Origin of the sequence: Chryseobacterium sp. PMSZPI, assembly GCF_002835665.1 — a bacterium.
In the GTDB taxonomy this organism is placed as follows: Bacteria; Bacteroidota; Bacteroidia; order Flavobacteriales; family Weeksellaceae; genus Chryseobacterium.
Genome location: NZ_PIZV01000070.1, coordinates 166,765 through 189,735, shown reverse-complemented (window position 1 = coordinate 189,735; position 22,971 = coordinate 166,765). Strand labels below are relative to the sequence as shown.

General features: G+C 35.3%; 16 protein-coding genes. 11 read left to right on the top strand and 5 right to left on the bottom strand.

Annotated features, from left to right (window positions below; translation table 11 throughout):
- The first annotated feature begins 445 nt into the window (after positions 1–445).
- From CW752_RS14490 to lysS, 4 genes are all read left to right on the top strand, one after another.
- Positions 446–664: a hypothetical protein gene (locus CW752_RS14490; protein WP_101240411.1), complete on the top strand. Its 219-nt coding sequence runs from the start codon at positions 446–448 to the stop codon at positions 662–664.
- On the top strand, positions 664–1,035 hold the full coding sequence (locus CW752_RS14485; RefSeq protein WP_101240410.1) for a c-type cytochrome: 372 nt from the start codon (positions 664–666) through the stop codon (positions 1,033–1,035). The genes CW752_RS14490 and CW752_RS14485 overlap by 1 nt, the downstream gene beginning before the upstream one ends.
- Entirely contained in the window at positions 1,036–1,962 is a 927-nt protein-coding gene (gene rlmF / locus CW752_RS14480) for a 23S rRNA (adenine(1618)-N(6))-methyltransferase RlmF (protein ID WP_101240409.1), read from the top strand.
- Between the two features lie 273 nt (positions 1,963–2,235).
- Entirely contained in the window at positions 2,236–3,933 is a 1,698-nt protein-coding gene (gene lysS / locus CW752_RS14475) for a lysine--tRNA ligase (RefSeq protein WP_101240408.1), read from the top strand.
- Positions 3,934–3,995: 62 nt separating this feature from the next.
- Here the strand turns inward: lysS and CW752_RS14470 are convergent, their stop codons facing one another.
- The 3 genes from CW752_RS14470 to CW752_RS14460 all read right to left on the bottom strand — a co-directional run bounded on the left by CW752_RS14470 (position 3,996) and on the right by CW752_RS14460 (position 7,691).
- Positions 3,996–5,048, bottom strand: coding sequence for a hypothetical protein (locus CW752_RS14470; protein ID WP_228401786.1), 1,053 nt, complete (start codon positions 5,046–5,048; stop codon positions 3,996–3,998).
- A 298-nt stretch (positions 5,049–5,346) separates the two neighbouring features.
- Positions 5,347–6,351, bottom strand: a complete 1,005-nt coding sequence (locus CW752_RS14465) for a cytochrome d ubiquinol oxidase subunit II (protein ID WP_101240407.1) — start codon at positions 6,349–6,351, stop codon at positions 5,347–5,349.
- The gene (locus CW752_RS14460; protein ID WP_101240406.1) at positions 6,348–7,691 is read right to left on the bottom strand and encodes a cytochrome ubiquinol oxidase subunit I; all 1,344 of its coding nucleotides are present in this window, start codon (positions 7,689–7,691) and stop codon (positions 6,348–6,350) included. Before CW752_RS14460 ends, CW752_RS14465 begins: the two co-directional genes overlap by 4 nt.
- A gap of 358 nt (positions 7,692–8,049) precedes the next feature.
- Between CW752_RS14460 and gyrB the strand changes: the two genes are divergently transcribed.
- The 6 genes from gyrB (at position 8,050) to CW752_RS14430 (ending at position 16,589) form a co-directional block, all read left to right on the top strand.
- Entirely contained in the window at positions 8,050–9,984 is a 1,935-nt protein-coding gene (gyrB, locus tag CW752_RS14455; RefSeq protein WP_101240405.1) for a DNA topoisomerase (ATP-hydrolyzing) subunit B, read from the top strand.
- A gap of 85 nt (positions 9,985–10,069) precedes the next feature.
- Entirely contained in the window at positions 10,070–10,498 is a 429-nt protein-coding gene (locus tag CW752_RS14450) for a DUF5684 domain-containing protein (protein ID WP_101240404.1), read from the top strand.
- A 445-nt stretch (positions 10,499–10,943) separates the two neighbouring features.
- Complete coding sequence (locus tag CW752_RS14445; protein ID WP_101240403.1) at positions 10,944–12,836, top strand: DUF3857 domain-containing protein; 1,893 nt, start codon at positions 10,944–10,946, stop codon at positions 12,834–12,836.
- A 1-nt stretch (position 12,837) separates the two neighbouring features.
- Positions 12,838–14,772 (top strand): transglutaminase-like domain-containing protein, encoded by a 1,935-nt coding sequence (locus CW752_RS14440; protein WP_101240402.1) that lies wholly within the window; start codon positions 12,838–12,840, stop codon positions 14,770–14,772.
- Positions 14,773–14,872: 100 nt separating this feature from the next.
- Positions 14,873–15,694, top strand: a complete 822-nt coding sequence (locus tag CW752_RS14435) for an RsiV family protein (protein WP_101240401.1) — start codon at positions 14,873–14,875, stop codon at positions 15,692–15,694.
- 43 nt (positions 15,695–15,737) lie between these two features.
- Entirely contained in the window at positions 15,738–16,589 is an 852-nt protein-coding gene (locus tag CW752_RS14430) for a diacylglycerol/lipid kinase family protein (RefSeq protein WP_101240419.1), read from the top strand.
- Between the two features lie 67 nt (positions 16,590–16,656).
- Here CW752_RS14430 and CW752_RS14425 read toward each other — a convergent pair whose 3' ends face one another.
- Complete coding sequence (locus tag CW752_RS14425) at positions 16,657–17,946, bottom strand: dicarboxylate/amino acid:cation symporter (RefSeq protein WP_101240400.1); 1,290 nt, start codon at positions 17,944–17,946, stop codon at positions 16,657–16,659.
- 146 nt (positions 17,947–18,092) lie between these two features.
- Complete coding sequence (gene ggt, locus CW752_RS14420) at positions 18,093–19,781, bottom strand: gamma-glutamyltransferase (RefSeq protein ID WP_101240399.1); 1,689 nt, start codon at positions 19,779–19,781, stop codon at positions 18,093–18,095.
- Between the two features lie 230 nt (positions 19,782–20,011).
- On the opposite strand from ggt, the gene CW752_RS14415 reads away from it, so the two are divergent.
- Positions 20,012–22,864: a TonB-dependent receptor plug domain-containing protein gene (locus tag CW752_RS14415; RefSeq protein ID WP_101240398.1), complete on the top strand. Its 2,853-nt coding sequence runs from the start codon at positions 20,012–20,014 to the stop codon at positions 22,862–22,864.
- Positions 22,865–22,971: the final 107 nt, after the last annotated feature.

Sequence of the window (22,971 nt, the reverse complement as noted above, 5' to 3'; positions counted from 1 at the left end):
AAACCATGATGACTGGTAAAAAACAGAATTTTTGAAATTAAAATCATGTTTAAATTTACTATTATCTTTTGAAATATTTCCTATTAAAAATAAACTAGTGTACAGGCTCGGAAAGGGGGATATCAGGTGATCCACTATAAAAAACAATAAGAGTAGCTCCTTTATCACCGGTTTTACCCCTGTGTGCAACATTCACCATTTCAGGGAGAACCTTGTGAAAATCTTTGATTTCAATCTTATGTGGATTTTTCTATGGAATCTTTTAAACAAATTTACTTAAGTGAACTAAAGTGTTTTAAAATGAGAGCTTCTGTGGTCTATAAAGTTTAAACAACTTTATTATCTATTGGATTAAAACTTTAAAATATTTTTCAAAGAAAACATTTGTCATAAGCTAAAACGTTTATTTTTTATATTTTTGCTTAAATAATTTATAGAAAAAATAATGAAAAAAGTATTAGCAATCGCATTTATCGGAGGTTTATTAGTGGTTAACTGTTCTAAAAAGCCAGATCATTCATTACAAGACAGCAATACTATGCTAGAAGAGCCTGCAACAACTACTGTAGTAGATTCTACAGCTAAACCTGCTGCTCCGGCTGCTGCAACTCCGGCTACACCTGCTCCTGAAGCTGCTAAAACAGATTCTACAGCGAAAAAATAATGAAAAAAATATTTTTGGCAGGAACCTTAGGTCTGTTGATCATCTCCTGTTCTAAAAAAGAAAATACAGCAGTACAGGCAAATTCTTCTGAGACATCTGTTTCAGAACCTGCAAAATCTAATCTTTCAGGTGCTCAGATCATCGAAACATTAGATTGCTCAGGATGTCATTCTGCTACAGAGAGAATGATAGGACCTTCTTATCAGGAAATAGCAGGGAAATATTCTGAAAAGGATATAGAACTGCTTGCTTCTAAGATTATAGAAGGCGGAAGTGGAGTTTGGGGAGGTGTCCCTATGGCCGCCCATCCACAGGTATCTAAAGAAGATGCTAAAAAAATGGTGGAGTATATTTTAAGTCAAAAAAAATAAATGTCTACCGAAAAATCCAGTCTGCACACAAGAAATCTGCATCGTAATCCTTATGATTTTGATCTGCTTATTTCTTGTGTACCAGAACTGAAGCACTATGTTTTTGTTAACGCTTATCAAACAAAAACTATTAACTTCAGTATTCCTGAAGCGGTTAAGTTGCTCAACAAAGCTTTACTATTGCATTTTTATAATGTTAAAAACTGGGATATCCCGGAAAACAACCTTTGCCCTCCCATTCCCGGAAGGGCAGATTATGTGCATTATATTGCAGATGTATTGGCGGAACCATCAGGAGAAATTCCAACAGGAACTGCTATAAAAGGATTAGATATTGGAGTAGGAGCCAATCTTGTATATCCATTAATTGGTCATCGATCTTACGGATGGCAAATGCTGGGGACAGATATCAATGAAGATTCTCTGAAAAATGCTCAACATATTTTAGATCAAAATCCGGATCTTTTACCTTTTATTCAACTAAAACATCAGCCGAATTCCGATCATATCTTCAAAAATATGATAGGTGCAGGCGATCAATTTACATTTTCAATGTGTAATCCACCTTTTCATGATTCAAAAGAGTCCATGATGAAAGGGAACATTAGAAAAACGAAGAACCTTAACAAGTCAAAGTCTCAAAAATCATTACTTAATTTTGGTGGAGAGCAATCGGAATTATGGTGCGAAGGTGGTGAACTTGCTTTTATTACTAAAATGATTCATGAAAGTGTTCTCTATTCTTCACAGGTGCTTTGGTTTACATGTTTAGTTTCAAAAAAAGATAATTTGTCTAAGCTGACAACAATCTTGAAGAAAGTAAAAACAGTAGATGTTAAGACGATCGACATGGCTCAAGGGCAAAAGATAAGCCGCATGTTAGCATGGACGTTTATTCCTCAACAGAAGCGGAAGGATTGGATGTAAACGTCAATGGTCAATTTTATTGCGTAAGTCAATGGTGAATGATATTCTATATATTTAATAATGGTTGCTATTAATTCACTGCGAAGCAAATTGACAATTCACCATTCACATTCACTTTATTTCGTATTACACTTATCATTTTCAACCCTCGCTTTAGCTTTTATAACCTCAAGTTTTCACTGTTTGCCCTCTTCATTTTAAAATTTCTTAAAAAACTAATTGACGTTCAACTCAAAAATGCCTAAATTTGTACGCTTTTTAGAAAAATAAGAAATGCAATTATCAGAACAAGAAATCATTAGAAGAGAAAAGCTGAATAAGCTTACTGAAATGGGGATTAATGCGTTCCCTGCGGATGAGTATATAATTACAGATACTACAGAATCTATAAAACAGGATTTTTCTGAAAGTAAACAGGTGAAGATCGCTGGTAGATTGATGTCCCGCAGAATCCAAGGGAAAGCTTCTTTCGCAGAATTGCAGGACTCTAAAGGAAAAATTCAGGTTTACTTCAACAGAGACGAGATTTGTCCGGGTGAAGATAAAGAATTATATAATGAAGTATACAAACACCTTTTGGATATCGGTGATATTATCGGTATTGAAGGGGAATTGTTTACTACTCAGGTAGGAGAAAAAACAGTTTTAGTAAAGAACTTTACACTTCTTACTAAGGCTTTACGTCCTTTACCTCAGGCAAAAACAGACGAGAATGGTGTTGTTCACGACGGATTTACGGATCCTGAATTAAGATACAGACAGCGTTATGTTGACTTGACGGTAAACCCACAAGTGAAAGAGATTTTCGTGAAGAGAACAAAACTGTTCAATGCAATGAGAACGTTCTTCAACGACGCGGGATACTTTGAGGTTGAAACTCCAATTTTGCAATCTATTCCCGGTGGGGCAGCGGCAAAACCATTTATTACACATCATAATGCTTTAGATATTCCATTATATTTAAGAATTGCTAACGAATTATATCTGAAAAGATTGATCGTAGGTGGTTTTGACGGAGTGTACGAGTTTTCTAAAAACTTCAGAAATGAAGGGATGGACAGAACTCACAACCCGGAATTTACAGCAATGGAAATCTATGTAGCTTATAAAGACTACAACTGGATGATGGATTTCACTGAGAAATTATTGGAATTCTGTGCTATTCAGGTAAATGGAACTACAAAAGCTACATTTGGTGAACATGAAGTAGACTTCAAAGCTCCTTATCCAAGAGTTTCTATGACGGAAGCAATCCTGAAGTTTACAGGTTTTGATATTACAGGAAAAACTGAGCAGGAATTATATGATTTCGCGAAGTCTATCGGAATTGAAGTGAACGAAACAATGGGTAAAGGAAAATTAATCGACGAGATCTTCGGTGAAAAATGTGAAGGAAACTTTATTCAGCCGACTTTCATTACTGATTATCCGATCGAAATGTCTCCATTGACTAAAAAACACAGAAGCAAAGAAGGCTTAACAGAGCGTTTTGAATTAATGGTTTGTGGAAAAGAAATTGCAAATGCTTATTCAGAGCTTAATGACCCAATTGATCAGAGAGAGCGTTTTGAAGCTCAGATGGCTCTATCGGAAAGAGGTGATGATGAAGCAATGTTTATCGATCAGGATTTCTTAAGAGCGTTGGAATATGGTATGCCACCAACTTCAGGATTAGGAATCGGTATGGACAGATTGATTATGTTCTTAACGAACAACGCTTCTATCCAGGAAGTACTATTCTTCCCTCAGATGAGACCTGAAAAAGCAACTCCACAAATTGAACTGGGAGAGGACGAGAAAGTAATCCTTGAAATCCTTAATACTCAGGAAGAGCCAATGGCGTTGGCTGAAGTAAAAGAAAAAAGCCAATTATCAGGTAAGAAATGGGATAAAGCGTCTAAAACTTTAACAAAAAATAATATTGTGAAAGTTGATAAGATTGATGACGTTCTTTTGATGAAACTGGTATAATACGGTATAGATTATATATTAAAAAGCAGAACTCTTTCATCAAAAGTTCTGCTTTTTAATTTTTATTTGGAACTAAAACAAGGAAGTACATCTTCTATAAAATAGGGCTCTTGATTTACCCAGAACATGTAATTGACTTTTAAAAAATCATCAGCAAAAGCACTGAGAAGAGGAACTATATTTTCATGATCCTGAACAATTTTACTATTATCGGTATCATTGGTATAATTACCATCCTGTACAGCAATTCCAAGAGGTACAGTGTATTTTCCTTCATGCATTACAGCAATCGTATTATTTAGATGAGGTCTTCTTTTTACCATTAAATCCGGGCCGCCCAGGCCAACACCAATTTGCTGTCCATATTTATAAAGCCCCCGAAGGTAACCTTTGTCATCTTCCGGAAGACTTTCTCCGGGCATAAAATTGGCATATTGCATTGTTATAGATTTTTTAAAAGCTTTTTTCATGGCCAACATATTTATCTTCAGGCTCTTGAAATAGATTTCAGGTGAAAAAGATTGATCTTTTACATCCCCGATAGAGGATTCCTGGAGATTAATACCTTCTATTTTTCCGTCAAACTCTTTTCCTAAAGCCTGAAGCAGTAGCGCAAATCTTTTTTGAACATTTGAATCCCATCTTTTCGCAGTCCAGCCATCTGGTTCTCCATTGTCTTGTAGCATAATGACAGCGCCTCCATGATACTCCTGGGTTAATAAATATTTAGGGACAGCTTGAAGTTGAGGATCAAAAGTTGTATCCTGCAATTGTATAAATAATTTTTTCCCTTTTGAACTTAAATATTGAAGGTCTTCTCTAATCTCCGAAAAATCATATTTTCCTTTTTCAGGTTCAAGCGATTTCCAGGAATACATGATTTGTGCACCTTCAAATTTTGGTGCCTTCAAAAATGGATGGTCTTTAATTGCCTCTCTGTCTCTGGAAAAATATACATAATTTTTAATGTTGTTATTTTTTACAGGGCAGGTAGCATTTTCATACTTTTTATAGGCACTTGTGTAGCGGTCTGGAGATAAGCCTGTCTGCCCTAAAACGTTAATAGAAAGAAGTATGAATCCGCTATACCATATAGGACTTTTAATATATTTCATGAATGGTTTTTTAAATTAATTTACTGATAATGAATCGCTATCATTATAAAACTAAACAAAAATTCATGAAAGGGACAGGTTTTTCAGTAATGTTAATTGATTTTAAATATATTATTATATGAAGTTAAATGATGGTTTCTAATAATTATTTAATGTAAATAGTGTGATATATTAATTCATAATGTTTTTTTTAATAGAAAAAACATTTAATTATATTTTTAAATTTGAAATTCGAATAATAAATAAATTGTTTATAATTTAATATTTATGTTTAATTATTTCGTTAAATATTGTTAAATCATTTTCTTCGCTTCGTAAAAGAAGCCATCAGATAAAACAAAAAAGGTAGAATAAACAACGAACCCAGCATCAAAGCCCATCCTAAAGCAGAAATAGTTTTATCGGGGGCCATATGTTCTAAAAGCGACAAATGCTGCCCGTTTCCTAGCAAAATAATATTTGGATTATGCTGATAAGTAGCTGCCACAAGGATCATTACCATCTGAAAGCCTGCAAGAGCACGTACAGGAAGTAACTTTTGTCTGTTCATCGCTCTTAGAATAAGCAATAAAGCAACCGTAGCAAAGGCAATGGCCATAATTCCCAAAGGTTTTGAAAAGACCCACATCAAAAGAGGAATATCAGAGATATATGCAGTCACAAAAACAAGAACTCCTGTAATCACTACAAAAATCATGGTCTGTTTAGATTTTCTGATCATTAATAGCAATTCTTCTTTACCACGAGTTTCTCTCAATGAAAAAATAGAAGCAAGGTAAGCACACAATGCTACTGTAAATAAACCTACAGAAACCCCAAACCAGTTTAACCAGCTAAAAATATATAGATCCAGAAAGCCTACAGCGTCAGGGTTGATGGAATGTGATACAGTTGCAGCAGCAATTAATCCTAAAAAGAAAGGCGTTAGAAGGCTCGCATAATAGAAAATCTGCGTATATAAAACCTGCCAGTTATCTTTTACAGCATCATAATGTCTGAAGGTGAAAGCAGTACCTCTTGCAATAATTCCTAAAAGCATTAATACCAAAGGGATATGGAGGTAAGTAGACATCGTCGTATAAATCTCAGGAAAACCTACAAAAAGAATTACAATGGCAATAATCAGCCACATATGATTAGCTTCCCAAACCGGAGCAATGGATTCATACATGATTTCATGAGTTTTGTGGCGCGCTTTTTTATTGGTGAAAAGTTCGACAATACCGGCTCCAAAATCAGCGCCACCCAGAATAATATAAAGACAGATGGAAAGCCAGAGAAAGCCTATAACTATGTAAATCATGATTTCTTGTTTTTATCGTTAAACTGAGTATCGGTAGGATCGTAAAGTTGAGGTACCATCTGTATCTGCCTTCTTAAAAGGAAGACAAGAATTAAGGATAACGATACAAAAATAGCCGTGAAGAAGTAGAATGAATACTGTATCCCCGGCATTGGAGTTACTGCATCTATTGTTTTCATCACTCCATAGATAATCCAGGGTTGTCGACCAACTTCAGTAACTGTCCATCCGGCTTCTAAAGCAATATATCCAAATGGAGTGGCGATTAAGAATGTTTTTAATAGCCAGTGTTTTGCCAGCCATTCTTTTCGGAAGAAGAAAGCATATAAATAAACTGCCCCGATACAGATCATTACAACACCAAAGAAGATCATGATCTGAAAAGCATAATGAACCACTGCAACCGGAGGCCATTCATCTTTAGGGAAATCCTTAAGTCCTTTTACTTCAGCATTGAAGTCATTGCTTACCAGAAAGCTCAAAACTTTCGGAATTTTAACGGCATATTTTATTTCCTCTTTTTTCTCATCAGGAATACCTCCGATAACAAATGAAGCTCCTTTCTCTGTTTCAAAGTGGGCCTCCATGGCGGCTAATTTAATAGGTTGTCTTTCTGCAACAGATTTGGCCGCAACATCACCACTTAAAGGGGCTCCAAATGCTCCGATAAGGGCAAAGCCAACAGCAATTCTAAAAGCCTTAGTATGGAATTCAACATTTCTTTTTCGTATAATCATAAAGGCATGAACGCCAGCTACAGCAAATCCTGTCGCACAAAATGCAGCCACTGTCATATGGAGAGCCTGTGGAAACCAAGCATCATTGAACATTGCCTTGATAGGATCAATATTTAAGTACTGTCCGTTAATATAATCAAATCCGGTAGGAGAGTTCATCCATGCATTGGCCGCTACAACGAGTATCCCGGAAGCCAAACCGCTTAAACCCACAAGAAAACCACAAAACCAGTGAAACCATTTATTGAATTTGTCCCAACCATATAAAAAGAATCCGATGGCTATCGCTTCAATGAAGAACGCTGTTCCTTCTAAAGAAAACGGCATTCCAAAAATAGGACCTGCATGTTTCATGAATCCAGGCCATAAAAGTCCCAGCTCAAAAGAAAGCATTGTTCCGGATACGGCACCTGTGGCAAATAAGATGGCTACTCCTTTGCTCCAGGCTTTGGTAAGCCCTTTGTAAACTTCATTATTTGTTTTTAAGTATTTCCAGTGGGCAAAAGCCATTAAAAAGGGCATTACCATACCTACACAGGAGAATATGATATGAAAGCCCAGAGACAGAGCCATCTGAGCACGGGCTGCTATAAAATCATCCATAATATCAACTTTTCAGTAAATAAATTTACGCATAAATTATTGATGTTAAATATGATTTACAACAGCAGTAGTTTTGAGAATAGACTTTAACTTTGTTTTTTTATACCTTGAATAGGATATGATCACACTAGAATTGATTATCTACCATTTAAATAAAATAAGCTTAATTTTTAAATGCTAAAAAATTGATTTTGAAATGATAATATTCTTACCAATTACTCTAAAAATATAAGCAGGTTTTAATTTACATTTCTTATGTTAAGAGCAATGTTTTTTTGACACTTTTTAACTTTCATACCTCGAAAAAAATCACGATATTTGTAAGTCTTTGCATATAGCAAGATTTTTAATATTTAATATGAGTCAGAAACAATATACAGCTAGTAGTATTCAGGCATTGGAAGGAATGGAGCACGTACGTATGCGTCCTTCAATGTACATTGGTGATGTAGGGACAAGAGGTCTCCATCATTTGGTTTATGAAGTAGTAGATAACTCTATTGACGAAGCGTTGGCAGGATACTGCGACACGATCTTTGTTGCCATTAAAGAAGGAAACGGAGTTGAAGTAAGCGATAATGGTAGGGGTATTCCGGTAGATTTCCACGAAAAAGAACAAAAATCTGCTCTTGAAGTTGTAATGACAAAAATCGGAGCCGGAGGTAAGTTTGATAAGGATTCTTACAAGGTTTCCGGAGGTCTTCACGGAGTAGGGGTATCGTGTGTAAATGCACTTTCCAACGAAATGATCACCACCGTTTATAGAGATGGTAATATCTATCAGCAAGTGTACTCTAAAGGGAAGGCGCAAACCGGAGTGGAAGAAATCGGGCACAGTGAAAAAAGAGGAACCAAGCAGTTTTTCCAGCCGGATGATACTATTTTCACTGAACTAGTGTATAACTATGACACGTTGGCAAGCCGTTTAAGAGAACTTTCTTACCTTAATAAAGGAATTACCATTACTCTTACCGATGAAAGAGAAAAATTGGAGGACGGTTCTTTCAGAACAGAAGTTTTTCATTCTGAAGGAGGTTTAAAAGAATTTGTTGCCTATATTGACGGGAACCGTGAATCTATCATGGAACACGTAATCTTTATGGAAGGTGAAAGAGATGATATTCCTGTTGAAGTAGCAATGCGTTACAATACTTCTTTCAACGAGAATCTTCACTCTTATGTAAACAACATTAATACTCATGAAGGAGGGACTCACTTAGCAGGTTTCAGACGTGCTTTGACAAGAACTCTTAAGAAATATGCTGATGATTTAGGGATTCCACAGAAAGAAAAAGTAGAAATTACAGGGGATGACTTCCGTGAGGGATTAACAGCTGTAGTTTCTGTAAAAGTAATGGAGCCTCAATTTGAAGGACAGACGAAAACAAAATTAGGGAACTCTGAAGTTTCCGGAGCTGTAGATAAAATTGTAGGGGAAATGCTGACTAACTTCCTTGAAGAAAATCCTACTGAAGCAAAACAGATCGTTCAGAAAGTAGTTTTGGCGGCTAAAGCAAGACAGGCTGCTAAAAAAGCCCGTGAAATGGTTCAGAGAAAATCTCCGATGGGAGGTTCAGGACTTCCGGGAAAACTATCTGACTGTTCATCCAAAGATCCGGCAGAATCTGAAATCTTCCTTGTGGAGGGAGATTCCGCAGGTGGAACAGCAAAACAAGGACGTGACAGACACTTCCAGGCTATTCTTCCTTTAAGAGGTAAAATCTTGAACGTAGAGAAGTCTATGCTTCACAAGGTATATGATAACGAAGAAATTAGAAATATTTATACTGCTCTTGGAGTTTCTGTAGGAACTGAAGAGGATAGTAAGGCATTGAATATGGCTAAGCTAAGATATCATAAAATCGTGATCATGACCGATGCCGATATCGATGGGTCTCACATTTCTACTTTAATTCTTACGTTCTTCTTCAGATATATGAAGGAACTTATTGAAAACGGATATATCTATATCGCTCAACCACCTTTATATTTATTGAAAAGAGGTAATAAAAAAGTGTACGCTTATAACGAGAAAGAGCGTGAAGAGTTTACCTTAGAAATGTCTCCGGACGGAAAAGGAGTAGAGGTACAACGTTACAAAGGTCTTGGAGAGATGAACCCAGAGCAACTTTGGGAAACGACTCTTAATCCTGAGCACAGAATCTTAAAGCAGGTAACGATTGATAATGCAGTTGAGGCTGACAGTGTTTTCTCAATGTTGATGGGGGATGAAGTTCCGCCAAGAAGAGAATTTATTGAGAAGAATGCAAAATATGCGAAAATTGATGCATAATTGTTTCTAAAAAATATGACTAAAAAAGCTTCTAATTATTTAGAAGCTTTTTTTATATTTGGAGGAACCAATAAAAAATAATACTATGTTAACTATTTTACAAACAGATTCTTACGAAAACGTGAGCGCAGTTTCTGGAGCTGCAGCTGCAGGGCTAGGAATGGGAAGTATGTTTATGAGTCTTCTTATCTATCTATTTTATGGATATTGTACGTATAAGATTTTTAAGAAAGCAGGAAGAGAAGATGCTTGGGCAGCTTTTATTCCTATTTATAACACGATTGTTATGTTGGCCATTGTAAAAAAGCCAATATGGTGGATTATCCTATTCTTTATTCCTGTGGTCAATTTATTTATAACCTGGATCGTATGTAATAGGCTATCAAAAGGCTTTGGAAAAGAAACTCCTTTATACACAATCCTTTTGTTTTTCTTAGGTTTCATTTTTATCCCTGTATTGGGACTCGGAAGCGATTCCTACGATAGTGCAAGAATTCCTGATGATACAGTATAATAAAGAAGGAGGTTGTCTCAAAAGTCAAACAATTGGCTTTTGTCATTCTGGCGAAGGAAGAATCTCATTGTTAGTCAATTGTTTGAGATTCTTCATTACATTGCATTTCATTCAGAATGACACTTTTGAGACAACCTCTCTTTTTTTGTAGAATTTATTTGACTGTTGGATGTAAATAATTCTACGATATTTGAATTATTGTAAAATGATTAGTTGTTAAATTTGAAACACTAAACAAATATTTTCAATACCACATATTTTAAGGAACGAATTTTAAATTTAGGTTATATATAGAGTTTTTTAATTGTTCTCTCTGCTTGTATATTATTAAGTAGATTTAGAATACATTAAAATTAATGACAGACTCCACGGCGTGGGGTCTTTCTGTATATATATATTTTAACAGTTATTAAGATTTTATTATTTTTGCATAATTTTAATGACCATGATGAAAATCCTACTTATAGGGGCCTTGTCTACTGCCTCACTATATTTTGCACAAGCATATCCGGCTTCTGCAATTCCCGAAAATTTAAAGAAAAATGCTGATGTTGTTATCAGAAAAGACCTTACTACAGTTCAGATAAATAAAGTTGATGATATAAAATATCAGACTAATACAGTAACCACGGTTTTAAATAAAGATGGAGATTCAAAAGCGATCATGTATATTCCTTATAAAAAAGGAGATAATATTTCGGATGTAAAAGTTACGATTTATGATGAAGCAGGGAAAAAAATAAAGAGTTTTTCGAAATCCGACTTTAAAGATTACGCGAATAATCCTCAGGGGGTATTCTATTCTGATAACAGAATGCTGACGTTATCTTATACTTCAGCAACATATCCTTATACAGTAGATTTTGCTTATCAGATCTCCAATGAAAATACGGTTTTCATTCCGGATTTTGTTCCTTTTTCCACTACAAACACAGCGCTGGAAGAGTCTCAATTTAAAATAACCAATAAATCGGGAATAGAGCTTAAAACTAAGATTTATCCATCAAAATATGGCTATGCTTCTGTGGTCGAAAAAGATAATGGAGGGGAAAAAGTCTATTCATATCAGAATGTTCCGGCTATTGAAGAGGCTTCATTGATTCCACAACCTGTGAAAATTTTACCCAAGGTAAGTTTTACTTTGACAAGGTTTAATTTGGCAGGTAAAGAAGGAACGATAAACAGTTGGGCTGACTTTGGAAGCTGGTATTACAAAAATCTTGTGGAGCCGGTTGCTGTTTCCACTCCTGCTATTAAAGCAGAAGTTGCAGCTTTACAGTTACAAGGATCTACTGAAGAGAAGGTGAAAAAGATTTATCAGTATATGCAGTCCAAAACCAGATATATTGCTGTTGGTTTAGGAATTGGAGGTTGGCTTCCTATGCTGCCGGATGAAGTTCAGAAAAAAGGGTATGGAGACTGTAAAGGGCTTAGTAATTATATGAAGGTCATGTTGGATGAAGCCGGAATTCCCTCTTATTATTGTGTTATCAATTCCAGTCTTTCATCAGTTTCTTTTGATCCTGATTTTCCGAGAATGGGAGGAAACCACATCATTTTAATGGTTCCTACCGAAAAAGATAAGATTTGGCTTGAAAATACTTCACAACAGATAGGGTTTAATCATCTTTCATATAATACAACAGATAGAAATGTACTTTCAGTAAGCAAAAATGGAATAGAACTTATCAATACTCCAACTTATTCTGCGGAACAAAACAAAGAAAAGCAGACCCTTAAAATCAATATAGGAGAAGATAATAGCATTACCGGAGAAGGAAGTTTTTCTTACACAGGAAGTCAATATGACTACAATTTAGGATTTGTAAGCCTTGGACCTAAAGAAAGAAATGAGGCGTTGAAAAGCAGGCTTAGTGTTCTCAACTTTGAAAAAGTTGAGATGAAAAATATGGTTAATGATAAAGATAGAGCGATCATTAGCTATGATATTGATTTTAAAACCAACAATTTTTCTAAAAAAGCAGGGAATAGCCTTATATTCAGGGCAGTTCCTATATTTACTGATGCTGTTTATAAAGCCGATGAGCATCGGGAACTTCCTTTTGAAATCAGACAGTCTTTTGAGGACGAATACGAAATAGCCTTTAATCTTCCTAAAGGTTATAAAATTGATGAAATCCCTAATAATGTAAATATCACCTCAGAATTTGGTCATTATAAACTCAGCTTTGTTAAAAACGGAGATGAAGTAAAAGTAATGCGGAAAATACAGATCAATAAAGGAATCTATCCAAAAGAAAAATATAATGAATACGTGGGGTTCAGAAAGAAAACCATCAACATGGATAATTCAAAAATTTTAATTACAAAAATATAAGATGAAGAAAATAATACTGGTAACCATTTGTTCAACAAGCTTCATGTTTGTGAATGCTCAAAAAAAAGAATTTTTAAACCCTCCTAAATTTTCCGAAGCTGATTTGTCGAAAACGAAATCATTGCTGGACGAAAATGCACCTGCGGAAATTTTATATAAATCCGTACATTTTATGGTTGATACTGGGACAGGGACCTTGCATAAAAAACATTTTTACAGGGTAAAGATTTATAACAAAGATAAAGCGGAAGATTGGTTGAATGTTGAAGTTCCGATTTACAAAAATAGTCATGATACAGAGACCTTAACTAAATTCAAAGCATTCACCTATAACCTGGAAAACGGAACCGTAATGCCTTTGAAAGTAGAAAAAAGCTCACAATATAAAAGTAAAGAAAGTAAATATGTTACGGTTTCGAAATTTGCTTTTCCCAATGTAAAAGACGGTTCTGTTATAGAATATCAGTACGATGTGATATCTCCGTTTCTTTTTATCATTCCGGAAATTTTAATAGAATCGGATACTCCGTCTCTTTATACAGAATATGTTTTGGATGCTCCTCTTAATATTGCTTACAATATAAATTATACAGGAGATTTAATGCCTAAATATAAAGAGGTAGAAGAAAGAAATATGTATTCTTCCCAATATAAGACCTATAGATTCGCTTATGAAAATGTAAAAGGTTTTAAAACGGAGAAATTTGTGAGAAATGATAGAAATCATCGAACTAAAATAAGTGCAGAGCTTAACTCGACGAATTTTGGTATTCTTAAATTATACTCATCATCTTGGGAACAGATTAATAAAAGACTTCAGGAAAATGAGGATTTTGGAGAGGAACTAAAAAGGTCAAAACTTGCCAGGGAAAATATGCCTTCAGGGGTGTTGGAGATAAAAAACGAGCAGGAAAGAGCTAATGCTATTTTTGCATATGTTCAAAAAACGTTTACATGGAATAAGGACAGAGGGATTTATACAGAAAATGGCATTAAAAAATTGTTGGAAACTAAAATTGGTAATGCTGCGGAAATAAATCTCTTTTTAATCATGCTTCTTCGTGAAGCCGGAATTAAAGCGGATCCACTTCTTATTTCTACTGTAGATAACGGATTAATTAATCTTGTTTCACCCAATGTTTCCAATATGAATTTTGTATTGGCTACCATAAAAATAGGAGAGAGGCTTCATATATATGATGCAACATCCAAACAATCTTCTATGGATGAACTTCCTTTAAGAGACTGGAATCAATATGGTATTTTGCTTAATAAAGATAAAACGTTACAGATTCAGTTGACCAATACCAAACCGGGAAGTACTTTCCTTACCGTAGATGCAAAAATGAATGAAGATGGCAGTGTTTCCGGAACGTATTCTGATAAAGATACCGGAACTTTTGCAATGTATGTGAAGGATAGCTATGATGAAAATCCGGAGAAATATAAGAAGCAATATAAAGAAAATTTTTCAGTAGATTTTACAGATATCAATTCAAAAGTGTTGGAAAATGGTGAGTTTGAAAGTACCATGAAATTCTCATCCATGAACATGATTGATAGAATTGGGAAAAAAATGATCATCAATCCTATGCTGTTTTTAAGTAAAAACTCTAATGAGTTTGATCAAACCGAAGTCAGAAAACATCCTATTGATTTTGGAGCTCCTTCTACAAAAGTGAAAAAAATCACTTTTGAGATTCCGGAAGGCTATGTCATTGAAGAAATGCCACAAAATAAAAGAATTGTGACAGAAGATAAAGAAATAGAATATAGCTATATGGCTGAGCAAAAAAATAATAAACTGGAAGTGATAACCACTACCAAAATTGGCAGTGCAGATTATCCAAAAGAATATTATCCTGCATTTAAACAAATCTGGGGAGTTGCTTCAAAGTTTGAAAACCAGGTGATAAGCTTAATTAAGAAACAATAAATGACAAATTTTTAACGGTCATTTAATTTAAAATTATATTTTTTTGAAAAACCATTCATCTTTTGAATGGTTTTTGTATTGGTATTCGAAAATTAAAATTATGAAAAATACGATTGCTATATTCGCTCTTTCTTCTTTCTTTGTTTTTTCTGCTTGTAAAAAGAATGAAAAAATAAAAAACCCAACAACAGAGAATAAACAATCAGGAGAATTGGTTGTAGATTCCGTTAAAGTAATGGATTCTACAAAAATTACAGATTCATTAAAAGTGAGTTATGCTTCGAAACTTTTGGTTTTTCCTTCCTTAAAAGATAAAAAGCTCCTGGATAGTATTTATTTTCAGAATCAAGGAATTACTGATTTTTCTAAAACAGGTCTTCAGGCTTATTTGGATAAAGAGAAAAATCAATACTTCAGTTCCGTTAAAAATGATAATAAAGATTGGGTTTCGGATATTACCTATGCGCAAGATTGGTATTCAAGTTCTTATATGAATCTAGTGTCTAATACGAATGGTTATATGCATATTCAATATCTTGGAAGTGGCTATGAAGGAGGTGCCCACGATAATTATGGATTTTCAGAAAGAGTTTTTGATCTTAAAAACAATAAAAAACTGGAGTTGCAGAACATCACTTCAATGCCAAAAGCTAAACTTGAGGAAATTCTGATGAAGAATATCAATAACATCAATAGTGGAACAACAGATGATAAAGGAGAGGTGAAAAATTCAGAAATGTTATTGGTTGAAAAAATTCCGGCTACCAATAATTTTTACTTTGACAAGAAGAATCTATATTTTCATTACAGTCCATATGAAATTGCGGCTTTTGCAGCAGGAGATATCACCATTCCAATTTCTTGGGAAGAATTAAAAGGAACATTAAATACAGAATTTAAAGAAAGAATGAAAATTAAGTAAATTAATGCTTCCGGATCAGGAAGCATTGTTTATTTTTGCGGTAATGGAAAAAGTAGCTTTTATCATCAATCCTTTTTCGGCCAAAAAAAATTATCAGCCGTTTTTGAATGAACTTAAAACCAAGGTTGATAACCCATTGTACTATGTCTCTGAATCAATTCCGGGAACAGATGAGTTTATCAGAACACATTTTGATCAGGTAGATGTTTTTGTAGCAATAGGAGGCGATGGAACCATATCTACAGTGGCTAAAAATCTGATTTTGACAGATAAAATTCTGGCTATTTTTCCGGCAGGCTCAGGAAATGGATTTTCCAACGAAACTCGTTTTAGCAAAAATCTGGATGAACTTTTAGAAAAGATAAAAGCAAAAAAATCAAGAAAGATTGATACGTTTACGGTGAATGGAAGACTTTCAATCAATGTTTCGGGGACAGGTTTTGATGGCAAAGTAGTTAAAGAATTTGAAAAAACGAGTCGCGGATTCAAAAATTATATTAAAGTTTCCCTGAAAACGTTTTTTAATTATAAACCCATCAAGGTTAAATTTTTTGAAGAACAATATAAGCAATACAATGGCAGATACCTTATGCTGAATGTTGCCAATACCCGACAATTTGGAAACAATGCTTATATCGCTCCTAAGGCAAGTAAAAGTGATGGTTTGGTAGATATGGTGCTGGTGAAAAAATTTCCTCTTACTTATTCTGCTTTATTTGCTTTCAGAATGTTTACCAAAAGATTAAAGGATGATGAATATGTAACTTATCTTCCGGTTTCCGAGATTTCATTTGAAGTCAATACCAAAAACTGGCATCTGGATGGTGAATTTAATAAAATAGAATCCCCGGTTCATGTTAAAGTGCAGCCTTCAAGCCTGAATATTTTGGTTTAAAGTTGAAGGTTTGAGGTTTAAAGTTAGAGGTTAAGGATGCTATATTTGATGGCAACATGCCTTACTTCTATATTGTCTCCAATTTTTTTTCAACTTCATTTGGATGGTCCAGGCAGTATTGTAATTGATCCTTATCTAATTGTTTCTCCCAATTGGCCACAACTATGGTAGCTACGGAATTTCCAATAACGTTGGTTAAGGCTCTGCATTCACTCATGAATTTATCGATTCCTAAAATCAAAGTCATTCCGGCAAGAGGAATTTCAGGAACTACCGCCAAAGTCGCTGCTAATGTGACAAAGCCGGCACCGGTAACGCCTGCAGCTCCTTTGGAACTCAACATGGCAACAAGGAGAAGCATCAACTGCTTTTCAAGAGGTAATTGGATATTTAAAGCTTGAGCTATGAAAAGAGAAGCCAATGTCATATAAATATTGGTTCCGTCTAAATTAAAAGAATAACCGGTTGGAATCACCAATCCAACAATAGCTTTTGAACAACCTGCCTTCTCCATTTTTTGCATAAGCCCCGGAAGAGCAGATTCTGAAGAGCTTGTTCCCAATACAAGAAGGAGCTCTTCCTTAAGATAATATAACAATTTGAAAATATTAAATCCGTTATACCACGCCACAGCTCCTAAAACTAATACAACAAACAATATCGAAGTGATATAGAAGGTAGCCACCAAAAATATCAAATTCAGCACAGAATGAAGTCCGTATTTTCCGATAGTAAATGCCATTGCTCCAAAAGCACCTATAGGAGCAAGTTTCATTAAGATATGAACGATTTTAAAAATAGGAGAGGATAAGTCCTGAAGAAAATCTGTTATCCGTTGACTTTTCTCTCTTGTTAAAACCAATGCAACTCCCATTAAAATAGCTACAAGAAGTACCTGCAGTATATTGTCACCCACCAAAGGACTGAAAAGGGTTTCCGGAATAATGTTCATGATGAAGCCTGTGAGTGTAGATTCATGAGCTTTCTCTTTATATTGAGAAACATCTCCAGTCAGGCTGATAGGATCAATATTCAAACCATGGCCTGGTTGCAATAAGTTGCCGACAATCAATCCAACGATGAGTGCAAATGTTGAAAATATAAAAAAGTAAATCATTGCTTTGATAGCAATTCTACCCACTTTTTTAAGGTCCGTCATATGGGCAATTCCCAAAGTAAGGGTGATGAAAATGACAGGAGCAATAATCATTTTTACCAACTTGATGAAACCATCACCCAGAGGTTTCATTTTCTTACCTATTTCAGGGTAAAATTTTCCTAAAAGAATACCTGCAATGATCGCAACAATCACCTGAAAATAAAGTTGCTGATAGAATTTTTTTACTTTTAATGACATGACTTCTGAAAGGGCGAAATTATGAATTTTTTATAAAAACATGATAAAAGTCATTAAAAAGTTTCGGCGGGGCTGAAAGCCCCGCCGAAACTAATCCTATTAAGTTCGATTTGTTCTTTTGGTGAAAAAGAATCTCGAATATATTTTTATTCCGTAGCAACAGAATCGTCTCCGCGTCCGTCTGCTACTGCATGGATATTTCCATTTTCATCAAGGACAATCATTTCTGTTTTTCCGATTTGTTTTACTTTCTCAATAGTGTAATTTTTGCTTTCCAGTTCGGAAATCGTACTTTGAGGGAAGTTATTTTCTACTTTTATTGTTTCCGGAAGCCATTGATGGTGGAATTTAGGAGCATTAACAGAAATATTGGCATTCAATTTAAAATCAACAACATTCACAATAGATTGGTAAACTGAGGTTGGAATCGTTGTTCCTCCCGGCGTTCCTACAACCATATAAGGTTTTCCGTTTTTAAGAAGAATAGTGGGAGTCATGGAAGAAAGCATTCTTTTATTAGGTTGTATAGAATTAGCTTCTCCTCCTACAGCTCCAAACATATTGGGAACACCCGGTTTGATAGAGAAATCATCCATTTCATTATTTAAAAAGAAACCGGCTCCTGTAACAAGTACTTTACTTCCGTAATATCCGTTAAGAGTAGTGGTTACGGATGCAGCATTTCCATCTTTATCAAGTACAGAAATATGAGTCGTTTGAGTAGACTCTTTCGGTTGCTCAACAATTTTACCAACCTCTGAGCTTGGTGTTGCTTTATTAAAGCTGAAACTTTTCCATCTGTTTTTTAAATATTCATCAGAGATAAGATAAGAGGTTTTGTCTTGTATAAAGTCAGGATCACCCATGTATTCTGCTCTGTCTGCGAAGGCCCTTCTTTCTGCCTCAGTCATAATCTGAACAGCTTTCGTAGAGTTTTGTTGGTATTTTTCAAGATTTTCAAAGCTTGCCATTCTTAACATTTGCGCAAGAAGGACTCCACCGCTTGAAGGTAAAGGCATTGTGACGATATTATTTCCTTTATAATCAAATTCTAAAGCTTTTCTTTCGGCAACCTTATAATTTTTAAGATCCTCCAGAGTGATAATACCATTGCCTCTTTTCATTTCTGCAATTAAAAGATCTGCGGTTTTGCCTTCATAGAAGCCTTTAGCGCCTAATTTTTGGATTAACTTTAAGGTTTCTGCCAAATCCTTTTGAACCAATATATCTCCGGCTTTCCAAGGAGTTTCTTTAACGAATACAATAGAAGAGGTATTGTGTTTCTTAAAATGCTCTCTGTTGTTATTCAACATATCTGCTTCCTGATCTGTGATGGCAAATCCTTGTTCAGCCAGATCGATTGCGGGCTGGATGATTTGCTCCATTGGTAGTTTACAATACTTTAGCGTAGCAAAGAAACCTGCAACACTTCCCGGAATACCTACTGCCAGCCTGCCATTTTGCGACAAGTCGGTATTAGCTTTTCCTTTTTTATCGATATACATATCCCTGGATGCCTTTCTAGGGGCTGTCTCCCTGTAATCTAAGGTGAATCTTTCACCATTATTTTTCACTCCTACCAAAAATCCGCCGCCGCCAATATTTCCTGCCTGGGGATATACTACTGCCAATGCATATTGTGTAGCGGTAATAGCATCATAGGCATTTCCACCTATTTTTAAGATTTTGGCCCCTGCTTCACTGGCTAATGGATGTGCCGAAACAACAACACCCTTATTCTTTACTTTTACCTCTTTTACAATGTTGATATCTGTAAATTGAGCCCAGCTGAATTGACTTGTTAATAAGATCGACGCGATTAATAACTTCTTCATGTGATTTTCTTTGAAACAAAAATATAGAATTTTTTTGTGTAAATGATTGCTAGTGATGAGGATGTGAAAAATGTTCTTGTTTGTTTTTGATTTTCAATAAAATTTAAATTTAATTCTATTTTGTTTAGTAAATAATAATTTTTGTTAAATAATTTTTAATAAATTGAGTCTTTTTGTGATGTATTTATGTTTTGTTTCGGCTTGATTTGTTACATTTGAAAAAAAAACACATGAGGAAAAAATACCAGAAAATTACCTCTTTAGGAATTTTGTTTTTTGTTTCTGTCAATGTATATGCGCAAACAAAAGATTCTATCAAAGTAAAATCAGTAGATGAAGTAAAAATTACCGTAGGATCGAGGAATAAAAGCCGTGTAGCTACGGATACACCGGTTCCTGTAGATGTTATCAATATTGGATCACAATCGGTGCTAAGCCCGCAGACGGATCTTAACCAGATTTTAAATTATGCGGCGCCTTCTTTTACTTCCAACTCAACAACCGTGGCTGACGGTACGGATCATGTTGACCCAGCGCAATTAAGAGGGTTGGGACCGGATCAGGTTTTGGTTTTGTTAAACGGAAAAAGAAGACATACTTCATCACTAGTTAATATTAATGGCTCGCCGGGTAGAGGTTCTGTGGGGACGGATCTTAACGCAATTCCGGCTTTCGCTATTGAAAGATTGGAAGTATTAAGAGATGGAGCTTCTGCACAATATGGTTCTGACGCCATTGCAGGAGTTATTAATGTCATTATGAAAAAGAACACAAATAGTCTTACTGCAGCAATTACAGGCGGTGGGTTTAATTCTAAAGGAGCTAATGATCATCGTGGAGGCTGGGATGGTGGGAAGTTTCAGTTCGATCTTAATTATGGCGCAAAACTGGGGTCAACCGGATTCGTTAATGTTACGGCCAGCTTTCTGAATAGAGCTGCTACCGGAAGAGCGGGTACAGCGACAGGTGATATCTTTAATGCTTATAATGCCATCGAACAAAGAGCACTTGAAAACGGAGTAAACCTTTCCTCTCTTTTTGGAAATATTAATAATACATCTAATACACAGCAGATTGTTAATTATATCCATCAATATGCGCCTTATGTCAATTACTTTAGCCCGGCAATGTTGACCAGTATTCAGAATGCCAATACAATTCCTGAATTACAATCCATTTTAAAAGCTGATGTTACCAATAATGAATTGGCTTACAGAGGGCTGGAGAGAAATGATTTTAATATGAGAGTAGGGCAGTCTAAACTAGGTTCAGGACAGCTTTTTGTTAATTCTGAATTTGATATTTCCCCGTCGGTAAGAGGATATGCATTTGGAGGGATTTCTTACAGAATGGGAAATGCTGCAGGATTTTACAGAAGACCAAATCAAAGCAGAACTTCAACCTCTCTTTATCCTAATGGATTTTTACCTGAAATTGCTTCCGATGTAATTGATCTTTCATTGGCAGCCGGTTTTAAGGGGAAAGTGGGAAAGGTGAGTTATGATATCAGCAATACTTTTGGACAGAATACTTTCGATTATACCATAAAAAATACGGCCAATGCTTCTATGCAGGGTTCTCAACAAAGAGAATTTAGGGCAGGAGGACTAGGGTTTTTACAAAATACCATCAATGCGGATTTTGATACAAAATTCGATTGGCTAAAGGGTTTCAACGTAGCGTTTGGAGGAGAAGTAAGATTAGAACGGTATAAAATTGAGAGTGGAGAAGAGTCTTCCTGGGCACTTTATGATATTAATGGAAGTATTCAGACTCCGGGGACACCGGCGTTACTGAAGCCTACAGATTTTATGGGAGCCACAAGGCCGGGAGGATCGCAGGTGTTTCCTGGTTTCAGACCGGAAAATGCTTTAAAGAAAGGTAGAAGTTCAGTAGCAGCTTACCTTGATACAGAATTAGATGTTACAGACCGTTGGTTGCTAAGTGCAGCATTGAGGTATGAGAATTATTCGGATTTTGGATCTACTTTTAACTATAAAGTAGCAACCCGATATAAGCTTACGAATAATATCAACATACGGGCTGCTCATTCTACCGGGTTTAGGGCACCTTCTTTGCAGCAGATTTACTATAATGCAACGGCTACCCAGTTTGTGGGAGGTACTGCTTTTGAAGTGGGTACGTTTTCCAATGATTCCAATGTAGCGCAGATTTTGGGTATTCCGCAATTGAAGCAGGAGGAATCTCAGAGTTTTTCAGCCGGTTTTACTGCTAAAATACCAAGTGCAAACTTAACATTTACAGTGGACGGATATTATATTAAGATAAAAAACAGAGTGGTTTTAACCGATCAGTTTTCAAGACCGGTAGGAACGTTTCCTGTAGGCAGTCCTGAATATAATCTTCAGCAAGGTTTTGATAAAGCTAACGCCAATGCTGCAACTTTTTTTGCGAATGCCATTGATACCCAGACAAAAGGGATAGAAGCTGTAGTTTCGCATAGACTTAAATTTTCTGAAAAGGTTTCTTTGAACTCAGATTTAGCCGTAACAGTTTCAAAAACGAATAGAGTAGGTGAGATTCATGGTTCTGATATTTTAATTAAAGCAGGCCAAATCAATCGCTATTATTCCGAAGCGAGTCGTGTTTATCTGGAAGAAGCAGTGCCAAGGTTTAAGGCTTCGTTGAATAATGCTTTAGAATTTAATAACTTTAGTGTTCTTTTGAGAAACGTTTATTTTGGAAAAGTTACCGACCCAAACACAATGGATGTAAATAATGACGGGATTGTAGAAGGAAGTATCATCAACGGACAAGCGGTAGCTACAGAACATCCGGTTTGGGGAGCAAAAGTAATAACGGACTTGTCTATTGGTTATAAATTTACAAACAAAATTAAACTGACTATTGGAGCAAATAACCTGTTTGATATTTATCCTGATAAAAATTATGGTCCCAAAACCGTAAAAACACCTTCTTTAGATGCTTCCGGAAATTTAATATACACCAATACCTCTCTGGTTGATCTCTCTTATCAGGATCAGTTTGTGTATTCCAGAAACGTTTCTCAGTTTGGGATGAACGGAAGATTTCTTTTTGTGAGATTGAATCTGACATTGTAAATGAAGAAACTCGGATGTTAAAATTGAATAAGATTTACACTTTCCGGTAAATAATAAAATAAATTACTACAATGATTTTAAAGGTGTGTTTTTTTAAATACACCTTT